We start from the raw sequence: 20,165 nt of genomic DNA, 5'->3' as shown, positions 1-20,165 counted from the left end.
CGACAGCAGGAAGACTACCGGCCTCGAGGTGGTTTTACAGGTGCTTCGCGTTGCGCTTAGATGTTCGCATCCAACCCGGAGATGCCGACCGATGAAGCACCTTGCTGCCACGATCTTCCTGCTTGCCACAACCGCGTGCGCAACGCTGCCGCCTCAAGCCCCAGCTACCGTCGCGCCTGTCGTGCCGGTCGGCGCACCGATCCAGCCAATTGTCGATCCCACTGCAGAAGACCAGAGGCTGCTCACCTTCCTCGATGCTGCTTTTGAAGAGCAGCTCGCGCGTTCACCGCAAGGGCTGACGGGGCTTGGCCGCAAAGAGCAGTACGATCGTCTCGATATCTACACGGATGCCCATCGCCAGGAGGGACTGGCCCTCGCCAAGCGCCAGCTGGCAGCGCTTCGAGCACAGTTCAATCCGGCCAGTCTCACATCGGCGGGTCGCCTCAGCTACCGCATGTTCGAAGAAGAGATCGAGCAGGATATCGCTTCGTTCCGCTGGCGCTGGCACGGCTTTCCGGCAAGCACGAACGGCAGCCCTGCCGGCTCCATTCCGGTGTTCATGATCAACCAGCACCGGGTCAGCAGCGTAGCCGACGCCGAGGCCTATATCGCCCGTTTGCGCGAGGTGGAGCGGGTGATGAACGAAATCACTGCGAACATGCGTCAGCAGGCGAGCATGGGCATCGTCCCGTCCAAGTTCAATTTCGCCCCGGTGCGCGCAGATGCACAAAGAGTCCTTGCCGGCGCTCCGTTTGCGTCCGGGGCTGACACGCCGGTTTTTGCCGACTTCAAAAGCAAGGTCGCAAAGCTCGACGTGCCGCAAGCAGAGAAAGACCGACTTGTCTCGCAGGCACGCGAGGCACTGACAGGCCCCTTCCAGCGCGGTTATCGAACGTTCCTTGCCACGTGGGACGCTCTTGAGCCGCAAAGCCAGGGCAATCGGGGCGCCTGGAGCCTTCCCCAAGGCGCCGCCTATTACGCCAATCGCTTGCAGAACTCGACGACGACGGACCTTACAGCCGACCAGATCCATCAGATTGGCCTCCAGCAAGTCGCGCGGATTCATGGCGAGATGGAGCGGATCAAGACGCAGGTCGGGTTCAAGGGATCGCTGCAGGAATTCTTCAAGCACATCACCTCGGGCCAGCAGTATAAATATCCGAACACCGAGGCTGGTCGTCAGCAGTATCTGACGGACGCCAAGCGCTACATCGCGCAGGTCATGGCAAAGGCACCGGAGTTTTTCCGCCGCTTGCCGAAGGCGCCGCTCGAGGTTCGCGCCGTCGAGACGTGGCGCCAGGAGACAGCGCCTGTCGCCTTCTACAATAGCCCCTCGGAGGATGGCTCCCGCCCTGGCATCTATTATGTGAACCTGGCCGACATGAACCAGGTGCTAAAGCCCCAGATCGAGGCCATCAGCTACCACGAGGGCGCCCCGGGTCACCATTTCCAGATCGCGTTGGCCCAGGAGCTTCCCAATGTTCCGAAGTTCCGTCGCTTCGGCGGCTATGGCGCTTATGCCGAAGGATGGGGGCTGTACGCGGAAGGCGTCGGCAAGGAGATGGGATTTTACCAGGACCCAATCTCCGAGTTCGGGATGCTATCCACGCAATTGTGGCGGGCGGTCCGCCTTGTCACCGACACCGGCATCCATTCCAAGCAATGGACGCGTGAGCAGGCCATTCAGTATTTCCTGCAAAACGCCCTGCTGTCAGAGCGCGATGCTACCAAGGAGGTCGAGCGTTATTTCAACTGGCCGGGTCAAGCGACCAGTTACATGATCGGACAGCTCAAGATCCTGGAGCTACGCGATCGGGCCCGGCAAGCTCTTGGCCCGCGCTTCGACATTCGCGACTTCCATGGCGTGGTACTTGAGAACGGCTCGGTGCCGCTTGATGTCCTGGAAGAGCTGGTGGATGCCTATATCGCGTCCGGCGGAAGGGCGCCCAATTCCGGCTCTCAACCCCGGCTTCAATAGAGCTACTGTCGGCCGCCAAGGGGCAGCTTCGGCGGCCGACAGCCTTTCGGGCTCAGCCCGGGAGGGAGACCGAGTCCGTGACGTGAATAACGCCGTTGGACTGCATGAGGTCTGCGGTCGTGACGGTGGCCGTTCCGCCAGATTGATCGCGCAGCACGACCTTGCCACTGTCAAGTGTCGCGGTAAGCTTGCCGCCCTGCACGGTCGTCAGCACGGCCTGTCCGCCGCCGGCATTGATCTGCTCGACAAGCGACTTTGCCGACACTTTTCCCGAGACGACGTGGTAGGTCAGGATCGACGTTAGAGTTCCCTTGTTCTCAGGCTTGAGAAGCGTGTCGAGCGTGCCCGCGGGAAGCTTGCCAAAGGCGGCGTCAGTGGGCGCGAACACCGTGAAGGGTCCACCAGAAGCGAGAGTGTCCACGAGGCCTGCAGCCTTTACGGCGGCGACCAGGGTCTTGTGATCCTTCGACGCGCTGACGCCAGCGACGATATTACCAGCGGACTTGGCGCCGGCCTTGTGGTTGTGGCTCAGCGCGGCAGTGGTCACCAGAGGAATGCTCGCGGCGGCCAGAGTAAGATAGACGAGACGATGAGAAGGCATGTCGGGCTCCTTTTTATACCCCCGTTGAGCGTCGGAGGTATGCGGAGGCCTTCATGCAATCCATACGGCTTTTAGGCCGTATTACAGCCCGGCCTCGACCGCGATCCGGATGGCATCGGCTGTCGTCGATACACCGAGCCGCTGAAGTAGAAGTTCGCGGTGCATCTTCACGGTCTTCTCGCTGATCGAGAGCGCATAGGCGATCTGCTTGTTGCGATGTCCCCTCGCGATCTGCTCGAGAACCTGTCGTTGGCGCTGAGGCAATGCCTTGACCATCGCAACGGCTCGCTCCCGACGGCTCACGAACATCCCAGGATCTTCGTCCCCGAGCTCCACTTGCGAGCCAAGGAAATAGCTGAGCTCGCCATCGCTATCGAACAAAGGCGTTACCAGCACCGCGTTACGGAATGGCCGGCCGTCGCTGCGGTAGTTCAGGATATCGACGAGAACAGAGCGCCTGTTCACAATACCCTGCCGGATCCGTTCGGTCAGCCAAGGCTCTGTGCCCTCGCCTGCGAGGAAGCGGCAGTTGCGTCCAACGACCTCCGCCTCGGCGTAACCAGTAAGCTCGCAGAATGCGGGGTTGGCGACTTCGATCGGGTTATCCGGCCGGCGCGGATTGCTGATCACGCTGGCAATCGGGCTTAGCCCAATGCTGTCCAGAAGCGCATCGTCTCCGCCGGCTCGGATCACAAGAGCACTCTACACAGCTGCCCAGATGAACAGAAGCCCGGGAGCATGCGAAATTCGCGAAGGAAACTGACCATTAGAACGCTGCGCCCGCTTCCAGCGCTTCGCGTTCTTCCATCGTGGACACCCGGCCGAGTGCCTTGTTTCGGCCAGGGAAGCGACCGAACCGATCAATCTGGTCACGGTGCTGAAGCGCAAATTCGAGGTTAAGCGGGTCGCCCAAGCGCTGGAACTCCTCGACGCAGCGCGTCTGCACGTCCGGGTCCTCGCTGTGCATCAACGGCATCAGCAGGAAGGCGCGCCAGGCTTCGGGCGCCGAATGGCTCCAACCCCGGTCTAGCGCTTCGAATGCTAACTCCAGCGCCAACGGATCCGCCTCGAATGCCTTCGCGCTGCCGCGGAAGATGTTACGGCTGAATTGGTCAGTAAGGAGGATAGCAGCAGTCAGCGTCTCAATACTGTCCCTCCAGCCCGCCGCCTTACTTGCCAGGACCTCCTTGCGAAGGTCACCGAAACGCCGCGCGATCTCCAGGTCGAGCCTGTTGTCCTTTGCGAACCAGCGGTCCTTGCCGACATCGTCGAACCAGAAACGCAAGACAGCGTGCGCCGCCTCGGTCCCTTGGCTCACGCCTTGGGCTTTCCGCCTCCGGGGCGCGGTCCCTTGCGGGGCCCGCCGCCAGACCGGTCCGGGCCACCGCCGGGACGGTCCGGCCCCGGCGACCCGGGCTCTTTCGAACGAAACGGCGGTCGGCCGGAGCGCGACGATCGCCGGGCGCGGGACGTTGGCGTTCGGGTACGCGATCGAGCGGCCGCGACTGCATCTCGCTCTTCGGGCCGACGGCGTAGCCTTCCTTCAAAAGCTGGTTGAAGGCGGCGCGGACGCTCTGGCGAACGGCGTCCTGAAGTGGCTTCGGCAGATCGTCGAAGGCGGCGTTGCGATGGATTGCCTGGACGTCGCGAAGCAGCTGGTTGGGCAGCCCGCCCGACCCGGCCTTCAATGCCTCGATCGCTTCGACGACTGCGTCGATCAGCACGTCCTGCATAACGTCGGAAGCGGATTTCAGCACGTATGTTCTCCTTGGTCCGCGGTCCAATGAGTGGACGAAGCGGCCCTGCCCTCCTAAGTCCCGCGGCGTGATGCGGCAATTCCACAAGATGCACGGGCTCGGCAATGACTTCGTGATCCTCGACGGGCGCGAACAGTCAATCGAGATGACCGAAGCGCTCGCACGACGGCTTTGCGACCGTCATCTGGGGATTGGCTGCGACCAGCTGATCCTCATCGAAAAGTCCGACAAGGCCGATGTCCGGATGCGAATCTGGAATCATGACGGCGGCGAAGTGCAAAGCTGCGGCAACGCCAGCCGGTGCGTCGTCGCGCTGACCGGCGCTAACAGCATCGAGACTGGCGGCGGAATCGTCGCTGGCAAGAGCGCTGGCGACGAGGTCGAAGTGACGCTTCCAGCGCCAAAGTTCGGTTGGGCAGACATCCCGCTGGGCTATCCCATGGACACGTCGCCCGTGCCGATGGGATGGGGTCCGCTTAACAGGCCGATCGCGGTGAATGTCGGCAACCCGCATGTCGTGTTCTTCGTCGACGATCCAGCGGCGATACCGCTCGACCAGCTCGGACCGAGTATTGAGCATGATCCGGCGTTTCCCGAGCGGATCAACGTCAACGTAGCCAGGATAGACCCGGACGGGATCACACTTCGCACGTGGGAGCGCGGCGCTGGCCTTACGCGCGCCTGCGGGACCGGGGCCTGCGCCACTGCGGTCGCAGCCATCGCCTCGAAACGCGCCACCTCTCCTGTCAAAGTGACGATGCCGGGGGGAACCTTGACCATTGGCTGGCAGGCCGGCGGGGAAATCACGATGCGCGGGTCCGCGACCCACGTCTTCAAGGGCGAGATCGACCTTTGAGCGTTGAGACGATCGCCCTCGGTTGCCGGCTGAACTTCGCGGAAGCCGAAACGATGAAGGCTGGCGCGGAGCCGGGCACGATCATCGTCAACAGTTGCGCGGTGACCAACGAGGCTGTGCGCCAGACGCGACAAGCGATCCGCCGCGCGCGTCGCGATCGACCTGAGGCTCGAATTGTCGTTGCGGGATGCGCAGTCCAGCTAGACGCAGAGAGCTTCCGTGCGATGCCCGAGGTCGACGAGATCCGGCTTCGCGACGACCACGCAGCCGTTATCCCGGCCACCGGCCTACTGCACAAGGTGAAGAGCTTCGTTTCCGTCCAAACGGGGTGTGATCACCGCTGCACTTTCTGCGCCATCTGGCAGGCGCGTGGACCGTCGCGGTCGGTACCTTACGAAATGGTGCGCGATGCGGTGACGAAGGAAATCGGCCGCGGCGCGAAGGAAATCGTCCTGACCGGCGTGGACATCACGGATTACGAAGGCGGCCTTGGCCACCTCTGCCAGCGCCTGCTGCGCGACTTGCCTTGTCTGAAGCGACTGCGCCTGTCGAGCCTGGACAGCGTGGAGATCGACGGCGCGCTGATGGAACTCATTGCCGGCGAGCCGCGACTGATGCCGCATTTCCACCTCTCGCTGCAGGCCGGCGACGACCTGGTGCTCAAGCGGATGAAGCGCCGTCACAGCCGAGCGCAATCCGTGGTGACTGTAGCCGCCATCAAGCGCGCGAGATCCGACGCGACTATCGGGGCCGACCTCATCGCCGGCTTTCCGACGGAAAGCGAGGAAGCGGCACTGAACACGCTGCGGCTACTCGACGATTGCGAAATCGTTTCAGCGCACGTGTTCCCATTCTCGCCCCGCGCCAACACGCCGGCGGCCCGAATGCCGCAGGTCGAACGCGAAATCGTCAAAGCGCGCGCAGCGCGGCTACGTGCCGCCGCCGAGGCGCGCCGGTCGGCCTGGCTCGAAAGCCTGATCGGCACCCGCCAGCACTTCCTCATGGAAAGCGACGGTCTCGGGCGGGCCAACAATGATGCGCCGATCCGCCTTGCCAACGGCGTCCGCGGCGACATAAACGTCGCGACCATCACTGGCCGCGACGGCGGCCACCTCATCGGAACCACGGCATGAGCTGGCTCGACCGCCTGACTGGCGGATTCAAGAAAACTGCTGACCGCCTAAGCGAAAACATCACCGGGCTGGCGACGGCGCGCGCGCTCGACACCGCAACCCTCGACGACATTGAGGAAGCGCTGATCGCGTCGGACCTCGGGCCCGGCGCATCGAAACGAATTCGCGACGCCATCGCTGCGCGCCGCTTTGAACAGCTCGACGAACGCGGGCTACGCACCATTCTCGCCGAAGAGATCGAAAAGATCCTCGCGCCAGTCGCCAAGCCGCTCGATGTCTGGGGCTTTCCAAGACCGCACGTTATACTGGTGATAGGCGTCAACGGCAGTGGCAAGACCACGACCATCGGCAAGCTGGGACACCTGCTCAAGGAACAGGACTATGGTGTCCTCCTGGCTGCCGGCGACACCTTCCGCGCAGCGGCGATCGAGCAACTGAGAATCTGGGGCGAGCGGATCGGCGCGCCGGTCATTGCCGGCAAGGAAGGCGGCGACGCGGCCGGAATTGTTTATGATGGCGTCAAACAGGCGACCGCGACGGGCATCGACGCATTGATCGTCGACACAGCGGGCCGGCTTCAGAACAAGAGTCACCTGATGGACGAGCTTTCAAAGGTTCGCCGGGTACTCGGTCGGTTGAACCCGGAAGCGCCGCACGACGTTCTACTAGTTCTCGACGCGACCACGGGGCAGAACGCATTGAACCAGATTGAAGTTTTCGCCCGCGATGCGGGGGTTACAGGACTGATCATGACCAAGCTTGACGGAACGGCGCGCGGCGGCGTCCTCGTGGCTGCGGCGGAGAAGTTCGGCCTGCCGATCCACGCCATCGGCGTCGGCGAAGGAGTCAATGACCTGCGTCCGTTCGATCCGCGCGCCGTTGCCCGCGCGATTGCCGGGCTGCCCCCGCAATGAGCAGTCAGACCGAACCCAGCGCAGGCGCCCGCCTGCTCGTCGACATCGGGCCGCTACTGGTCTTCTTCGTCGTCAATTTCATAGTCGAAGGCCCAGCCAAGATCTTCGTCGCAACCGGCGCCTTCATGGCGGCGATGCTCGCGGCGATGGTCTTCACACAGATCCGCTACGGCAAGATTTCCCCTCTACTCCTGTTCTCAGGCGTGATGGTGCTGGTCCTGGGCGGGATCACGATCTGGCTTCACGATGACACGTTCATCAAGGTCAAGCCGACCGTCTACTACCTACTCGTCGCGGGCCTCCTCTGGTTCGGGATGACGACCGGCCGAAACTTCCTCAAGATCGTGCTTGGCAGTGCTTATCCCGGCCTCAGCGATGAAGGCTGGAAAAAACTGACCCGCAATTGGGCATGGTTCTTCGTCGTCATGGCTATTCTCAATGAATTCGTCTGGCGGACCTCCACGACCGATTTCTGGGTGGGATACAAATTGTGGGGCGCGATCCCCCTCACCTTCCTGTTTGCGGCAGCGAACGTTCCGATGCTTCTCAAGCATGGGCTGACCGATGAGAAGGAAGCCGCGCAGGAGCCGGGACCGATCGAATGAGCGACACGCTGATCCGCATCGAAGGCCTCACCAAGGCCTATGCCGGTGGCACGGAAGCGCTCAAGAGCGTCGACCTTGATATCAATCGCGGCGAGATACTGGCGCTTCTTGGCCCGAACGGCGCCGGCAAGACGACGCTGATCAATATCGTCTGCGGGATCGTCACCGCCACGAGCGGCCAGGTGCTCGTCGAGGGCCGCAACTGGCTGGAAGACTATCGCCGCGTTCGGACCCGGATTGGGCTGGTGCCCCAGGAACTCACGACCGACGCTTTCGAAAGCGTCCAGGCCACCGTGAGCTTTTCCCGCGGGCTGTTCGGCAAGCCACGGGACGACGCCAAGGTCGAGGACATCCTTCGTCGTCTGACCCTTTGGGACAAGCGCAAGTCCGAGATGCGCGAGCTTTCCGGTGGGATGAAACGGCGCGTGATGATCGCCAAGGCACTCGCTCACGAGCCGGATATCCTGTTCCTCGACGAGCCTACGGCTGGCGTCGACGTCGAGCTGCGCCGCGACATGTGGGACCTGGTCCGCAAGCTTCGCGCTGACGGGACGACCATCATCCTCACCACGCACTACATCGAGGAGGCGGAGGAAATGGCCGACCGCGTCGGTGTCATTCGCAAGGGCGAACTGGTGGCGCTCGGCGCGAAGAAAGAGCTCATGTCGCGGATGGGCCAGAAAAGCCTCAAGGTTACACTCGAGCAGCCCCTGCAAAGCATTCCCGAGGACCTGGCGCCATGGAAGCCCGTCCTGGAGGACGATGGCCACACCCTCTGTTACCGCTTCGACAGTCATGCCGACCAGAACGGCATCCCCGGTCTCATTCGCAAGCTTGGCGAGCTTCACATCGGCTACAAGGATCTCGCGACGCGCCAGTCGAGCCTTGAGGACATCTTCGTGAGCCTGGTTCACGGTGGGGGGCAGCCGTCATGAACACCCTCGGCGTAAAGGCCATCTATCGGTTCGAAATGGCCCGCTGGGGCCGGACGTTGTGGCAGAGCCTCGTCACACCGGTCATCACCACGTCGCTCTATTTCCTGGTGTTCGGTTCGGCGATTGGAAGCCGCATGAGCGACATGGCCGGAGTCGAGTATGGCAGCTTCATCGTGCCGGGGCTCATTCTCCTCTCAGTGCTGACTCAAGCGATCATGAATGCAAGCTTTGGTATTTTCTTTCCGAAGTTTACGGGCACCATCTACGAAATACTCTCAGCACCATTGTCGCCGCTCGAGACGGTTACCGCTTATGTCGGGGCGGCGGCGAGCAAGGCGGTCATCCTCGCACTAGTGACTCTCGCCACGGCAACGCTGTTCGTCGACGTCCGGGTGGATCATCCCCTCCTCATGGTCCTGTTTCTTATCGCGATATCGATCGGCTTTTGCCTGCTCGGCTTCGCGATCGGGATCTGGGCGAAGAATTTCGAGCAGTTGCAGGTCGTGCCTCTCCTCGTCGTCACGCCGCTCACTTTCCTTGGCGGGGTCTTCTATTCGGTCTCTGCCATCGGAGAACCGTGGCGAACCGTCACCCAGTTGAACCCGGTCCTCTACCTCGTCTCCGGCTATCGCTGGACATTCTTCTCCGTAACCGACGTCCCTCTCTGGTCGAGTGTGGCGGTCATGGCTGCAGCGATCCTGCTTCCGTTCGCAGCGACCGTCTGGATTTTCCGCACGGGCTACCGGCTCAAGGCATAGGAAAAGGCGGGCGCCCGACCAAGCACCCGCCTCCCCTGTTTCGCAAGGAATTGATCAGCCCTGCTGGTCCGCGCGGCTGGCGCCGTTCCCATCAAGGTTCTGCGCGACGAAGTCCCAGTTGATGACCCGTTCGAGAACAGTCTTGAGGTACCGCGGCCGCTCATTGCGGTAGTCGATGTAGTAGGCATGTTCCCACACATCGAGCGTCAGAAGCGGCGTCATGCCGTGAACGACCGGCGTGTCGGCATCGTGCAGCGAGGTCACTTCTAGCTTGCCGTTGTTGAGAACCAGCCAGCCCCAACCGCTCGCGAAATGGTTGGTGCTTTCGGTCGCCAGCTTCTCGACCAGCGTTGCGTGATCGCCAAAGTCGCTGTCGATCATTTCCTTCAGCTTACCCGACGGGCTGGTCGAGCCTTCAGGAGCCAGGCACTGCCAGAAGAAGCTGTGGTTCCAGATCTGGGCAGAGTTGTTGAACAGCCCCTTGTCGCCCTTCTCCTTGGCGGCCTTGATCACCTCGATCAGCGACGCGCCTTCGAGGCCTTTTTCCGCCAGCATGCCGTTGGTCTTGTCGACATAGGCCTTGTGATGCTTGCCGTGGTGATAATCGAAAGTCTCGGCTGACATGACGTCGCCAAGCGCGTCCTTGGCGAAGGGCAGATCGGGGAGTTGAAAGGCCATGGTTCGTACATCCTCGGCTAGGGGTGAAAACACGCGCCCTTAACCGCCGAAGCAGCCCAAATGTCCAGCCTTTGCCGTGCCTGTTAGCGGCGAACGACCTTGAACAGCTTCAGGTCCTCGGCCGGAAGCCGCCATTCGGGTGCAAGGTCGCGGGCCTTGACCAGGTCGTTGTAGGCGCTGCGCAGGTCCCCGCCCCGTTCATAGGCGAGCGAACGGCTGTAGTAAGCCAGCGCGGGGCGCTGCGTATTGAGAGCCAGCGCCCGCTCGATCATGGGCATGGTCTCCATGCCGCCACCGCGCCGCAAGGCCGATATCGCCTTGTTCAGCCACGCCTCGGCAAGCCCGTCATAGGTTTCAACTGCCTTGTCGAAATCCCGTCCGGCGGCTCTGAAATTCCGTCCGCGCAGGTAAAGCACGCCGCGATTGTTAAGGGTCGCAGCGCGGTCAATGCTCGACAGGCCTTCCTGCTCGAGGGCCAGGTTGCAGTGGCCGAGCGCATTACGGTCCGTCTCCCGGGCAATGGCTGCCTGGTAGCAATCGAGTGCCATGCTGTTGCCGACGGAGACAGTTCCGGCGGTGGCCGGAGAAGCGGCGAGAGCCGTGGTCAGCACGGCGGCCGTCGCGAAAAGAGCTTTCATGGAAACCTCCTCTCATTCTGGAGGCTTCGTAATACGCCTTTTTTCGAGTCGATGCATCAGCCTGGAGCGGCGTTGAGCAGTTCATGCCGCTTCAGCGCATGGCGGAGCTGGTCGTAGCTCAGGCCAAGGGCCGATGCAGTCGCCTTCTGATTATAGCGGTTGCGAGCCAGTGCCTCCTCCAGGATCCGCCTTTCATAAGCGGTTACCGCGCTACGGAAGTCGTCGACCTCTCCCGCTTCGGGGAGTGGGGCAGAAGGCTGCTGCTGCGCTTCCTCCGTTCCCGGCTCGGGCGACATTCCAACTGGCGGAAGCTGCGGTGATTCGCCGCTCGTCGGGGGCGCCCAGGGCGATGCGAAAGGATCGAATTGTATCTGCTCGATCGGGCGTTCCGGGTCCTCGTGCCGATAGACTGCGCGCTCGACGACGTTGCGGAGCTCGCGGACGTTGCCCGGCCAGCTGTAGCGTTCCAGCGACTTCAGGGCGTCGCTGCCGAAGCCCGGCCAGTTTGCCCAGTCGAGTTCCACTGCCATGCGCCGGCCGAAATGCTCAGTCAGCAGGGGAATGTCGCCCTGGCGCGCTCGCAGCGGAGGAAGCGTGACGACCTCGAAGCTCAGGCGATCGAGGAGGTCGGCGCGAAAGCGACCCTGCTCCACAAGCCTCGGCAAATGCTCGTTGGTGGCGGCGACGATCCGCACATCCACGCTGATGGGCTTCGAAGCGCCGATGCGGGTGACTTCCCCATATTCCACCGCCCGAAGAAGCCGGTCCTGCGCCGGAGAAGATAGGGTCGCAAGTTCGTCGAGGAACAACGTCCCGCCATCCGCTTCCTCAAAGCGTCCATGACGAGTCTTGGCAGCGCCGGTGAAGCTTCCCGCTTCGTGCCCAAACAGTTCCGCCTCGATGAGGTTTTCCGGCAAGGCCGCGCAGTTCATCGTTACCAGCGGGCCCGACCACCTCGAAGAAAGGTGATGGAGACGCTCGGCGATCAGTTCCTTGCCGGTTCCGCGCTCGCCGATGACGAGCACGGGCCGGTTGAGCGGAGCCGCACGGCTAGCCCGCTCGACCGCATCGAGAAATGCCAGGCTCTGCCCGACGAATTGGTTCGTCCGCTCCATCCCCCATCAGTTGGTGTTTTTCCCCATCACTTGGCAAGATGTTTCAACGGAAAAAGTGACGGAAATTTGCGTTTTTCGCGGGTTTTCGTGATTCGCCTTTACATGGCACATCGCTTGCATAGAATTTCGCAAGACAGGGCCTTGCTTGGAGCGCTCAATGGGAATTTTCTCGCGGACACGCGATATTTTTGCAGCCAACATGACGGAGCTGCTCGACCGCGCCGAAGATCCGGCGCGGATGATCCGCATGATCATCCTTGAGATGGAAGAGACGCTTGTCGAGGTTCGCGCCTCCGCGGCGCGCTCGATCGCCGATGGCAAGGAGATGCGCCGCGCGATTGCCCGCCTCGACGAACTTCAGACAAGCTGGACGGAAAAGGCCGAGCTCGCGCTGAGCAAGGACCGCGAGGATCTTGCCAAGGCGGCGCTCATGGAGCGGCAGAAAGCCGCGGATATGGCCGATGGCCTGCGTTCTGAAATTGCGCAGATCGAAGAAACGCTAAAAGGCTATGAGGCGGATATCGCAAAGCTCCAGGCCAAGCTTCGCGAGGCGCGCGCCCGGCAGAACGCGATCGCCAACCGCATCGAGAGCGCGGTGACCAGGGCCAAGGCGCGCGAACTCCTCAATGGCGGGCGGACGGATGACGCTTTCTCAAAGTTCGAGCTGCTGGAGCGCCGCGCCGATTTCGCCGAAGGCCGCGCCGACGCGCTCGGCATGACGGGCCCCAAGAGCCTCGAAGAGGAAATCGCGGAATTACGGGCGTCGGAGAAGGTCGATGCCGAGTTGGAAGCCCTCAAGGCTTCGCTGAAGAACAAGGGGGTTTAAGTGGAAGAAGTTTTTGTACCGGCCATTGTCGTCATCGTCCTGTTCATCGGCCTGCCCTGGCTGATCTTTCATTACGTGACGAAATGGAAGACGGCGAAGGTCCTCACCAACGACGACGAGAAATTGCTCGACGATCTTTACGATGCCGCGCGACGCCTCGACGACCGCCTGTGCACCATCGAGCGGATCATGACTGCCGAGAACCCTGACTGGAATCGCAACTGCCTGCCAGGTCGCGAGAACCTTTCCAGCCAGCGCTTGCTCGACCAGATCGATTCGCTCGACACTCTCGACGAGCCGCTCAGCCGCAGCCGGAGGAAGGTGAAATGAGCCAGCCTGCAAGCCGCACGCGATTTTATCGCAACAAGCGCGACGGCAAGGTCCTGGGTGTCTGCGCGGGAATAGCCGATTACACCGGAATCGACGTCAACATGGTCCGGCTGATGTTCCTCTTCAGCCTGTTCATCAGCGGCGGATCGATCCTTCCGGTCTATTTCATTGCCGGCTTCATGGCGCCCGACCGGCCCTATGAGTTGGACAGCGAGACGGCCGACGAGCGACGCTTCTGGCAGGGTGTGCGCGCTTCGCCTGGCCGCTCCGCGCGTGCGATCGGCAGCCGCCTCAAGGATATCGATCGCAGGCTCGGCGACATCGAACATTATGTGACGACCGAGAACCGCAGCCTGGCGCGCGAAATCGACAGTCTTCGCTGAACCAGAATAACGGGGAAATTGCATGAGTTTTGGAGGACCCGGTTTCGTTCTCGCGATTATCGGCATGTCTTTTCTGGCATGGATCGTAACCACCGCTATCCGTGCCCGGCACGGCTACCCGCTGGAAGGCGAGTTTGGGGGCTTGCATCACCGCCAAGGCGACGAGACCAAGGCGTTGGCGGCCGAGAACGAACAGTTGAGGGCGACGGTCGAGCGGCTCGAAGACCGCTTGAAAGTGCTCGAGCGGATCGCGACCGATCCAACGAAGCGCCTCGCGGACGAAATCGATCAGCTGCGAGATTGAGGGAGGACGACGATGGACCCGGAGATGATGGAAACCTTTAATTTCGTTCTGAAGATCCTCCCGCTGGTGGTCGTTATCGTGGCGATCGGCGTGGGCGGTTCGCTCCTCAGCACGTGGCTGAAGATCAAGAACGGTTATCCACTGCAGAACAGCTGGGGCATGGCCCTGCATCCCAAAAAGGATGAGGAAACGGTCGAACGCATCAAGCTGCTGACCAGCGAGAATGCACAGCTTCGCGCTGAGCTCGGCTCGGTCAAGGATCGCATGGAGACTATCGAACGGATCATCACCGACCAGCCGCACCGTCTATCCCGAGAGATCGACGCCCTGGCAGCTGACAAGGGCGGGCACGCCTGATGGGCCCGGGCGAGGCGATCGGCCTGTTCATTGCCATCGGGTTTCCGAGCCTGTTCCTGATCTATCTGACGCGCCGCTGGTTCGCGCTTAAAGAACGGCGGCTCGAGATCGACGCACTGGCGGCGGCCGAGAAAGCGGCGCAATATACGGCCTCGAACAAGGAGCTTGAGGCGCGCGTGCGAGTACTTGAAAAAATCGTGACGGACGGCGGCGCGCAAACCGCAGCCCAGATCGAGGCTTTGCGAGAACCCCGCCGCATCGAGGGAGACAAGGTGCAATGAACCCGTTCGAGATGGTTGCAGTCATCGTTATCGCGGTGATGATCGCGAGCGTGATGCGCGCCAAGTATGGACATCGCCGGGGTCGGCTCGACGGGTCGGACTCGACCCAGGAAACGGCGGAAACCATGCGTCTTCGCGACGAGGTCAAGCAGCTGAAAGAACGCATCCACGTCCTCGAGCGGATCGCGGTCGAAAAAGAAGACACGCTGACCCGCCAGATCGAGGAACTGCGCGACCGCTAGGCAGCTAATGACGCAGCGTCCTGGCGTTGCTAGGGCGTGCGACTGTGACAGCCCTTCCCTCAATCGCCGACCTCGCCGACGAATATGCCTTCCTCGAAAGCGAGGATCGCTATCGCCTGCTTATCGACCTTGGGCGCAAGCTGGAACCGATGCCAGACGCCTTAAAGACGGACGCCACCAAGGTCCGCGGTTGCTCGGCCAGCGTCTGGGTCTATCCGACGCGGACAGAAGATGGGCGGCTGCATTTCCTCGCTGACAGCAACGCAGCGATCACCAAGGGGATCGTTGCCCTTGTGCTTTCAGCGGTCCAGGACCGGCCGGCCGACGAAGTGGCCAATACCGACATTGCGCAGGCGCTTGAGCCCTTTGATCTTAGCCGCGAGCTGTCCTCGAACCGAACGCAGGGTGTGCCCAACATGATCGCGCTGGTCCACGAGACGGCGGCGCGGATGGCCTCATGAACGACATTCCTGAACTGGACGCTGCCAAACGTGGCGGGGACTTCGATCCTGAACGTTTCTTCGAGCTAGCGCGGACCGTCGGGCACGGGCGAGCACTCGGCCTCGAGTTCCGCGCTGCGCAAGAAGGATGGATCGAGCTAGCCCTGCCCTGGCGCGAGGAACTGGTCGGAGTGAAAGGAAGCGGTGTTCTTGCTTCCGGGGCGATCCTCAGCCTGCTCGATACGTGCGGCGGTGCGTCGGTCTGGCTTGCGATTGGCCGATATCAGCCAATTGTCACCATCGATCTCAGGCTCGATTACTTCCGGCCCGCGCTGAAGGGCGAAACTGTGATTGCGCGCTGCCGCTGTGACAAGCTGACAAGGCAGATCGCCTTTGTCAGTGGATTCGCGCATACAGGCGACCCGGAGCGCCTGGTCGCGCGGGCGACCGGCACATTCATGCTCAATCCTTAAGCGCTTCGCGCCGTTCGAACGCCTTCTTCAGCACATCGTAGGCCGCCTGGATTTCGCGAAAGCGCTGCTCGGCATCCTTGTCGCCCTGCTTAAGATCGGGGTGATGTTCTTTTGCAAGCTGGCGATAGGCGGTGCGGATTTCCTTGTATTCCGCGTCGATCTCCAGGCCGAGAACCGATAGCGCCCGCATCTCTTCGCGGCTTTTCGACCCGTCGCCCGGCCCTGCCCAGCCGTAATGTGCGGAGCGCCGGAAGGCGGAAGCACCACTTTCTTCCTCCGCCGCCCGAGCCGCGGCTTCCTCCGCCGTAAGTCCGGCGAAATAGTCCCAGTTGCGGTTGTATTCGGCCGCATGGCTTTCGCAGAACATCCATCTTTCTGGGCTGTTGGGCGACTTGGGAGCCGGGCGGTCGCCAGGAAGGCTGCAGCCCTCCCGATCGCACAGGCGTACTTGCACGGCATCCCGGCCTTTTGCGCCGTAGGGCCGCCAGCGGGGAAAGCCCCAGTCATCGGATCTCTTTTGCCGAGCCATTCCACCTCAACCTAGAGGCGGCCCGTTCGCTCCGCCAGTCAAAGAAAAATGCTAGGGGACCTGTAAGCCGGGTTCTGTCCAGCGCCTGGCGGCGCCTGGGCGACCATTCTTCTAGGACATGGGTTGCCCCATGCCTCAAGCGACCAACCCGGGCGACGAGCCGGAACAGGCCCATATGCCGCCCCTATTCGGTCTTGCACCCGGTGGGGTTTGCCGTGCCGCCACTGTTGCCAGCGACGCGGTGCGCTCTTGCCGCACCCTTTCGACCTTACCCGGCCTAAGCCGGGCGGTATGCTTTCTGTGGCACTGTCCCTCAGGGGCGAACCCCTGGCCGGGCGTTACCCGGCACCGTCGTTCCGTGGAGCCCGGACTTTCCTCGCCTCACTTGCGTGAGCCGCGGCCGCCCAGCCCCCTAGCGAGACCCATATAGCGCGCTTGCTCCACTTTTCGAGTCAAAGAGAGAACTGCAGTGTTTTCCAGTGCTAAAAGCCCGTCCGACGGACCTCGAACTCGCCATCGCTCGCTGTGGTGACTTCAACAGGGCGAGACCGAGCCGCCGCGTCGACCGCGCCTTTCGACCAGGCCCGAAATTCAGAATTCGTGCTGCCCCGCCCTGCCCTGCCCCTCTTTCCCGGTGAAGTAGGCAATTGGCGGCTTGAATGAATGAAAGGCTGCCATTGACCGACACTTCGCCTGCGGAGAAGCTGTAGCCCATGAATTTCGACATGCCCTGGCAGGAATGGACCCTCCCGCTTGCCCTTCGGGATCGCGCCATTGCCGCGGCCGATCAAACGTTCGTTTCGATCATCGAGGGGCGCTCGATAACCTATGGCGAACTCCACGCCGACGCCGAGCGCGTGGCGTCGCACCTTGCATCTCTCGGTGTAGCGGCTGGCGATCGGGTCGCCGTCATTTTGCCCACTGGACTGGACTTTCTTCGCGCTTGGGCAGGTATAGGCCGGCTTGGCGCTGTATTGGTTGCGCTGAACACCGAACTTTCCGGCACCTTTCTGGCCCACCAGCTGCGCGATGCGGATGCGCGGCTGATCATCGCCCACGAGAATTACATGGCGGGAATCGCGGAGGTGCTGCCCTCAGGTACGATTCCGATCCTCCTAAGCGGTGGCAGCTTCGATGCCTGGAAAGAGTGCCCCCCATATGATGGCGAGTGGCCGGTCCCATCGGACATCGCTTGCATCATGTACACGTCGGGAACCACGGGACCTGCGAAGGGCGTGCTTATGCCGCATGCCCATTGCTACCTCTTTGGGGTGGGAACCATCGATAATCTCGGACTGGCATCCGACGATCATTATTATGTGACGTTGCCCCTGTTTCACGCGAATGGGCTATTCATGCAAATCGGAGCCGTGCTGATCGCCGGTGCGAGAGCGTCTGTACGGACCCGTTTTTCCGCTTCTAACTGGGTTTCTGATATCCGGGACTGCGGTGCCACAATTACCAACATGCTAGGCGCAACTACCGCCTTCGTGGCGGCGCAGCCTTCCCGTCCCAACGACTGCGAACACAAGTTGCGTCTCGTAGCTGCGGCACCAAATCATCCGGATCACGAACAAATGTGGCGCGACCGCTTCGGCGTTAAAGACGTCGTTGGCCTTTACGGAATGACCGAAGTGAACATTCCCCTTTATGGCGAGCGAGGCCGGGCAAAACCGGGAACGTGTGGGCGTGTTTACGACCGTTATTTTGAAGTCGCGATTCGCGATCCTCAAACAGACGAGGTGCGGGTTCCAGGCGAGGTCGGGGAGATCACCGTGCGGCCGCGCGTACCGTTCGGTTTCATGGCTGGATATCATGGTCAGCCCGACAAAACGGTGGAGGCCTGGCGCAACCTCTGGTTCCACACCGGGGATGCAGGCTTTCTGGATGCAGACGGCTACGTAATCTTTCTGGATCGCATCAAAGACTGCATTCGGCGGCGTGGCGAGAATATCTCGTCATTCGAACTGGAAGAAGCGATTAGGTCGATCGCGGGAATCGAAGAAGTCGCAGCCTTCGCGGTGCCCTCGGATTTCGAGGGGGCGGAAGATGAGGTCATGATCGCCGTGACCGGCGAGGCTGTACCCACCGCCCAGTTTATATCGGAACAGGCGCAGCAACTCCTTCCTCGTTACGCCTGGCCACGCTTCATCGAGCGTCTTGACGAATTGCCCAAGACGAGCACCGGAAAAGTGCGCAAGGAAGAACTGAGACGCCGAGGCGTTTCCGCGAACACGTTCGACAGTTTACGGGCTGCCTCCGGCGAATGTTAGCCGGGGCTCAGCGCGAAAAGACCGCGCCATGCGGCGTGCCTTGACCGGTCCACCCATGGGGCCAGGCGCGTCTTGCGAAACTGAATCCGACCTTTCCGTCCGTATCGCGAAAGGCATCATCGATCGTAAGAGCTCCAGAGGCCGGATCGAGCTTGAGCAGGTACATTCGGTCGCCCGCCTTGCCTGACGTCACGACGATGCGCTTTGCCTTGGGGCTCCAGGCGGTCCAGTGAGGGCTGAACTTGTCGTCGATCACAAGCCGGGAAACCTCCCGAACGTTCTCGGGATTGCCGATATCGAGAACGGCAAAGCCTTTAATCGACGGAACGCTTTGAACGAGGTGCCGGCCGACGATGGTGGGCACACCGCAAAAGTCACCGGGGAACTTGTGGACCAGCTTTGCGACGGGATTTGCCGTGTCGATGCCGGTTATACGCTGAATGCCGCACGAGAGGGTTTGCACGTAGACTGAGCCGTCCGCCGCTACGCGAGCCTCCTCCGGCGAAACATTGCCGTTTCGGGTCGGCCCCGGATCGAGCCGGTAGGTCCCGAGCAGTTTGAGGTCGGAAAGCCGGAACAGCTGGTAGGTATTGCTGGACAGAAGATAGTCGTCGCCCATCGGGCTGTTGGTGACGAGCACGCGGTCGGCCTCAGGAAGGATAGCAAGGCTGTAAGGTAACAATGTCTCGTCCGGCAGTGCGGGGTCCGCGTTGCTGACTGACCGGACGACCATGCCGTTATCGTCTATCTCGACGAGCCCGCCGTGCGTTCCGGTCATCGAGCCATGGTCTTCGTGGCCGCCTTTATCCGGAAATTGAAAAGTCGCGAGAACGTTACCGTTGGGCAAGCGCAGGAAACTGTGAGGCATGGCAAAACCGCCCATGCTGGCGAAACGGGCGGCGACCTTTGGTTTCAGCGGTTCACGAAGATCGAAGATCACCGATTGGTTGGAGTCGTGATCGTTGGCAAACAGCTTCCCGCTGGCGGACATCTCATATTCGGTGTGATGGATCCGCACGCTTTTAATATCGGTGCCGACGCCGGCTACGAGCTTGCCGTAGCCCGCCGATGCAGGATCTGCGTCGATGACCGCGAGAAAATCGTTGCCTTGCTTCGCCTCGTCAGCCGCCCAGACGAAAAGGTAGTGCCCGTCAGCCAGGGCTTGCGAAGGCGCCGCGAGCGATAGAGCAGCCGCAGCCAGCGCGGTTGACATGCGCATCATGAGTTCTCCCCCCGATTATCGTGGTTCGATGACTCCCGGTGGCCTTCTTGGCAATCAGGGTAACACCGTGCAGACGTCTATCGGAGGTACGATAATGCTGAGCCAGCTAGCACTTTCGAGCGCCATGGTGATCATCACTGTGTTGGTCCATCTCGTCGGCCTCAACATGGTAATGCGACTCCTGCGCTCCCACAGCCGCTTCATCCGAAAGCTGCGGATCACGCCCCTCACCCTCTTGCTGAGTGCGTCGCTGGGGATCTTCGCAATCCATACCGTCGAGATTTGGTTGTACGCCCTCCTCTTCCTTGGACTGGGGGCCTTCCAGAATTTCGAATCAGCGCTCTATTTCTCGACATCGACCTACGCGGCCATCGGTTACGGGGACCTGTTGATGCCTCTGGAATGGAGAGTTCTAGGCGCCATCGAAGGCGCGACGGGCATCATCATGTTCGGGTGGTCGACCGCCTTCCTCGTTTCGCTTCTTGCAAGACTTAACCTGCTCCGGCACGACTGGCTTACTCCCGACGACGAGTAGTT

The 20,165-nt window shown here is 61.6% G+C and carries 27 protein-coding genes and 1 other RNA gene; 19 read left to right on the top strand and 9 right to left on the bottom strand.

Annotation, left to right across the window (positions count from 1 at the left end; genetic code table 11):
- The first annotated feature begins 91 nt into the window (after positions 1-91).
- Positions 92-1,978, top strand: coding sequence for a DUF885 domain-containing protein (locus G7076_RS05230; protein WP_166201008.1), 1,887 nt, complete (start codon positions 92-94; stop codon positions 1,976-1,978).
- 52 nt (positions 1,979-2,030) lie between these two features.
- Here G7076_RS05230 and G7076_RS05225 read toward each other — a convergent pair whose 3' ends face one another.
- The 3 genes from G7076_RS05225 to G7076_RS05215 all read right to left on the bottom strand — a co-directional run bounded on the left by G7076_RS05225 (position 2,031) and on the right by G7076_RS05215 (position 3,897).
- On the bottom strand, positions 2,031-2,579 hold the full coding sequence (locus G7076_RS05225) for a fasciclin domain-containing protein (RefSeq protein ID WP_166201006.1): 549 nt from the start codon (positions 2,577-2,579) through the stop codon (positions 2,031-2,033).
- Between the two features lie 81 nt (positions 2,580-2,660).
- Positions 2,661-3,272, bottom strand: coding sequence for a LuxR C-terminal-related transcriptional regulator (locus G7076_RS05220; protein ID WP_206367579.1), 612 nt, complete (start codon positions 3,270-3,272; stop codon positions 2,661-2,663).
- 73 nt (positions 3,273-3,345) lie between these two features.
- On the bottom strand, positions 3,346-3,897 hold the full coding sequence (locus G7076_RS05215) for a DUF924 family protein (protein WP_240913883.1): 552 nt from the start codon (positions 3,895-3,897) through the stop codon (positions 3,346-3,348).
- Positions 3,898-4,051: 154 nt separating this feature from the next.
- On the opposite strand from G7076_RS05215, the gene G7076_RS05210 reads away from it, so the two are divergent.
- The 7 genes from G7076_RS05210 to G7076_RS05180 are packed head-to-tail and all read left to right on the top strand — an operon-like array spanning position 4,052 to position 9,537.
- On the top strand, positions 4,052-4,366 hold the full coding sequence (locus G7076_RS05210; protein ID WP_166201004.1) for a hypothetical protein: 315 nt from the start codon (positions 4,052-4,054) through the stop codon (positions 4,364-4,366).
- Positions 4,367-4,403: 37 nt separating this feature from the next.
- On the top strand, positions 4,404-5,192 hold the full coding sequence (gene dapF, locus G7076_RS05205) for a diaminopimelate epimerase (RefSeq protein ID WP_206367578.1): 789 nt from the start codon (positions 4,404-4,406) through the stop codon (positions 5,190-5,192).
- A complete protein-coding gene (locus tag G7076_RS05200) occupies positions 5,189-6,325 on the top strand; it encodes a radical SAM protein (protein ID WP_240913882.1) in 1,137 nt (378 codons plus the stop codon). The genes dapF and G7076_RS05200 overlap by 4 nt, the downstream gene beginning before the upstream one ends.
- Positions 6,322-7,239: a signal recognition particle-docking protein FtsY gene (gene ftsY, locus G7076_RS05195; protein ID WP_166201002.1), complete on the top strand. Its 918-nt coding sequence runs from the start codon at positions 6,322-6,324 to the stop codon at positions 7,237-7,239. Before G7076_RS05200 ends, ftsY begins: the two co-directional genes overlap by 4 nt.
- Positions 7,236-7,844, top strand: a complete 609-nt coding sequence (locus G7076_RS05190; protein WP_166201000.1) for a septation protein A — start codon at positions 7,236-7,238, stop codon at positions 7,842-7,844. The genes ftsY and G7076_RS05190 overlap by 4 nt, the downstream gene beginning before the upstream one ends.
- On the top strand, positions 7,841-8,779 hold the full coding sequence (locus G7076_RS05185) for an ABC transporter ATP-binding protein (RefSeq protein ID WP_166200998.1): 939 nt from the start codon (positions 7,841-7,843) through the stop codon (positions 8,777-8,779). The genes G7076_RS05190 and G7076_RS05185 overlap by 4 nt, the downstream gene beginning before the upstream one ends.
- Positions 8,776-9,537, top strand: coding sequence for an ABC transporter permease (locus tag G7076_RS05180; protein WP_166200996.1), 762 nt, complete (start codon positions 8,776-8,778; stop codon positions 9,535-9,537). The genes G7076_RS05185 and G7076_RS05180 overlap by 4 nt, the downstream gene beginning before the upstream one ends.
- Before the next feature lie 54 nt (positions 9,538-9,591).
- Here the strand turns inward: G7076_RS05180 and G7076_RS05175 are convergent, their stop codons facing one another.
- The 3 genes from G7076_RS05175 to pspF all read right to left on the bottom strand — a co-directional run bounded on the left by G7076_RS05175 (position 9,592) and on the right by pspF (position 11,968).
- Complete coding sequence (locus G7076_RS05175; RefSeq protein ID WP_166200994.1) at positions 9,592-10,215, bottom strand: superoxide dismutase; 624 nt, start codon at positions 10,213-10,215, stop codon at positions 9,592-9,594.
- A gap of 83 nt (positions 10,216-10,298) precedes the next feature.
- On the bottom strand, positions 10,299-10,853 hold the full coding sequence (locus G7076_RS05170; RefSeq protein ID WP_166200992.1) for a hypothetical protein: 555 nt from the start codon (positions 10,851-10,853) through the stop codon (positions 10,299-10,301).
- Between the two features lie 56 nt (positions 10,854-10,909).
- Positions 10,910-11,968, bottom strand: a complete 1,059-nt coding sequence (gene pspF, locus G7076_RS05165) for a phage shock protein operon transcriptional activator (protein ID WP_166200990.1) — start codon at positions 11,966-11,968, stop codon at positions 10,910-10,912.
- Positions 11,969-12,125: 157 nt separating this feature from the next.
- Between pspF and pspA the strand changes: the two genes are divergently transcribed.
- Genes pspA through G7076_RS05120 form a run of 9 tightly spaced genes read left to right on the top strand, consistent with a single transcriptional unit; the run spans position 12,126 to position 15,604 of the window.
- Entirely contained in the window at positions 12,126-12,794 is a 669-nt protein-coding gene (pspA, locus tag G7076_RS05160; RefSeq protein WP_166200988.1) for a phage shock protein PspA, read from the top strand.
- Complete coding sequence (gene pspB / locus G7076_RS05155; protein ID WP_166200986.1) at positions 12,795-13,124, top strand: envelope stress response membrane protein PspB; 330 nt, start codon at positions 12,795-12,797, stop codon at positions 13,122-13,124.
- A complete protein-coding gene (pspC, locus tag G7076_RS05150; protein ID WP_166200984.1) occupies positions 13,121-13,507 on the top strand; it encodes an envelope stress response membrane protein PspC in 387 nt (128 codons plus the stop codon). Before pspB ends, pspC begins: the two co-directional genes overlap by 4 nt.
- 22 nt (positions 13,508-13,529) lie before the next feature.
- Positions 13,530-13,811 (top strand): hypothetical protein, encoded by a 282-nt coding sequence (locus G7076_RS05145; RefSeq protein ID WP_166200982.1) that lies wholly within the window; start codon positions 13,530-13,532, stop codon positions 13,809-13,811.
- 27 nt (positions 13,812-13,838) lie between these two features.
- On the top strand, positions 13,839-14,168 hold the full coding sequence (locus G7076_RS05140; protein ID WP_240913901.1) for a hypothetical protein: 330 nt from the start codon (positions 13,839-13,841) through the stop codon (positions 14,166-14,168).
- Positions 14,168-14,449, top strand: a complete 282-nt coding sequence (locus G7076_RS05135) for a hypothetical protein (RefSeq protein WP_166200978.1) — start codon at positions 14,168-14,170, stop codon at positions 14,447-14,449. Before G7076_RS05140 ends, G7076_RS05135 begins: the two co-directional genes overlap by 1 nt.
- On the top strand, positions 14,446-14,691 hold the full coding sequence (locus G7076_RS05130; RefSeq protein WP_166200976.1) for a hypothetical protein: 246 nt from the start codon (positions 14,446-14,448) through the stop codon (positions 14,689-14,691). The genes G7076_RS05135 and G7076_RS05130 overlap by 4 nt, the downstream gene beginning before the upstream one ends.
- A gap of 44 nt (positions 14,692-14,735) precedes the next feature.
- A complete protein-coding gene (locus G7076_RS05125) occupies positions 14,736-15,152 on the top strand; it encodes a SufE family protein (RefSeq protein ID WP_166200974.1) in 417 nt (138 codons plus the stop codon).
- Entirely contained in the window at positions 15,149-15,604 is a 456-nt protein-coding gene (locus tag G7076_RS05120; RefSeq protein WP_166200972.1) for a PaaI family thioesterase, read from the top strand. Before G7076_RS05125 ends, G7076_RS05120 begins: the two co-directional genes overlap by 4 nt.
- Here the strand turns inward: G7076_RS05120 and G7076_RS05115 are convergent.
- Together G7076_RS05115 and rnpB are read right to left on the bottom strand one after the other, a co-directional pair.
- Entirely contained in the window at positions 15,594-16,133 is a 540-nt protein-coding gene (locus G7076_RS05115; RefSeq protein WP_166200970.1) for a DnaJ domain-containing protein, read from the bottom strand. The genes G7076_RS05120 and G7076_RS05115 overlap by 11 nt on opposite strands.
- A gap of 47 nt (positions 16,134-16,180) precedes the next feature.
- Positions 16,181-16,549: RNase P RNA component class A (rnpB, locus tag G7076_RS05110), an RNA gene on the bottom strand.
- A gap of 297 nt (positions 16,550-16,846) precedes the next feature.
- Between rnpB and G7076_RS05105 the strand changes: the two genes are divergently transcribed.
- Positions 16,847-18,406, top strand: a complete 1,560-nt coding sequence (locus G7076_RS05105; RefSeq protein WP_166200969.1) for an AMP-binding protein — start codon at positions 16,847-16,849, stop codon at positions 18,404-18,406.
- Positions 18,407-18,413: 7 nt separating this feature from the next.
- Here the strand turns inward: G7076_RS05105 and G7076_RS05100 are convergent, their stop codons facing one another.
- On the bottom strand, positions 18,414-19,628 hold the full coding sequence (locus tag G7076_RS05100) for a selenium-binding protein SBP56-related protein (RefSeq protein WP_166200967.1): 1,215 nt from the start codon (positions 19,626-19,628) through the stop codon (positions 18,414-18,416).
- On the opposite strand from G7076_RS05100, the gene G7076_RS05095 reads away from it, so the two are divergent.
- On the top strand, positions 19,627-20,163 hold the full coding sequence (locus G7076_RS05095) for an ion channel (RefSeq protein WP_240913881.1): 537 nt from the start codon (positions 19,627-19,629) through the stop codon (positions 20,161-20,163). The two genes, G7076_RS05100 and G7076_RS05095, sit on opposite strands and share 2 nt — an antisense overlap.
- Positions 20,164-20,165: the final 2 nt, after the last annotated feature.

The organism is Sphingomonas sp. HDW15A (assembly GCF_011301715.1).
Taxonomy (GTDB): domain Bacteria; phylum Pseudomonadota; class Alphaproteobacteria; order Sphingomonadales; family Sphingomonadaceae; genus Sphingomicrobium.
This window is presented reverse-complemented; position numbering and strand designations above follow the sequence as displayed.

Coding starts and splice junctions, on each gene's coding strand:
- G7076_RS05230 (WP_166201008.1), top strand. CDS start 92: ATGAAGCACCTTGCTGCCACGATCTTCCTGCTTGCCACAACCGCGTGC.
- G7076_RS05225 (WP_166201006.1), bottom strand. CDS start 2,579: ATGCCTTCTCATCGTCTCGTCTATCTTACTCTGGCCGCCGCGAGCATT.
- ftsY (WP_166201002.1), top strand. CDS start 6,322: ATGAGCTGGCTCGACCGCCTGACTGGCGGATTCAAGAAAACTGCTGAC.
- G7076_RS05190 (WP_166201000.1), top strand. CDS start 7,236: ATGAGCAGTCAGACCGAACCCAGCGCAGGCGCCCGCCTGCTCGTCGAC.
- G7076_RS05185 (WP_166200998.1), top strand. CDS start 7,841: ATGAGCGACACGCTGATCCGCATCGAAGGCCTCACCAAGGCCTATGCC.
- G7076_RS05180 (WP_166200996.1), top strand. CDS start 8,776: ATGAACACCCTCGGCGTAAAGGCCATCTATCGGTTCGAAATGGCCCGC.
- G7076_RS05175 (WP_166200994.1), bottom strand. CDS start 10,215: ATGGCCTTTCAACTCCCCGATCTGCCCTTCGCCAAGGACGCGCTTGGC.
- G7076_RS05170 (WP_166200992.1), bottom strand. CDS start 10,853: ATGAAAGCTCTTTTCGCGACGGCCGCCGTGCTGACCACGGCTCTCGCC.
- pspF (WP_166200990.1), bottom strand. CDS start 11,968: ATGGAGCGGACGAACCAATTCGTCGGGCAGAGCCTGGCATTTCTCGAT.
- pspA (WP_166200988.1), top strand. CDS start 12,126: ATGGGAATTTTCTCGCGGACACGCGATATTTTTGCAGCCAACATGACG.
- pspC (WP_166200984.1), top strand. CDS start 13,121: ATGAGCCAGCCTGCAAGCCGCACGCGATTTTATCGCAACAAGCGCGAC.
- G7076_RS05145 (WP_166200982.1), top strand. CDS start 13,530: ATGAGTTTTGGAGGACCCGGTTTCGTTCTCGCGATTATCGGCATGTCT.
- G7076_RS05140 (WP_240913901.1), top strand. CDS start 13,839: ATGGAAACCTTTAATTTCGTTCTGAAGATCCTCCCGCTGGTGGTCGTT.
- G7076_RS05135 (WP_166200978.1), top strand. CDS start 14,168: ATGGGCCCGGGCGAGGCGATCGGCCTGTTCATTGCCATCGGGTTTCCG.
- G7076_RS05130 (WP_166200976.1), top strand. CDS start 14,446: ATGAACCCGTTCGAGATGGTTGCAGTCATCGTTATCGCGGTGATGATC.
- G7076_RS05120 (WP_166200972.1), top strand. CDS start 15,149: ATGAACGACATTCCTGAACTGGACGCTGCCAAACGTGGCGGGGACTTC.
- G7076_RS05115 (WP_166200970.1), bottom strand. CDS start 16,133: ATGGCTCGGCAAAAGAGATCCGATGACTGGGGCTTTCCCCGCTGGCGG.
- G7076_RS05105 (WP_166200969.1), top strand. CDS start 16,847: ATGAATTTCGACATGCCCTGGCAGGAATGGACCCTCCCGCTTGCCCTT.
- G7076_RS05095 (WP_240913881.1), top strand. CDS start 19,627: ATGAGTTCTCCCCCCGATTATCGTGGTTCGATGACTCCCGGTGGCCTT.
- G7076_RS05100 (WP_166200967.1), bottom strand. CDS start 19,628: ATGATGCGCATGTCAACCGCGCTGGCTGCGGCTGCTCTATCGCTCGCG.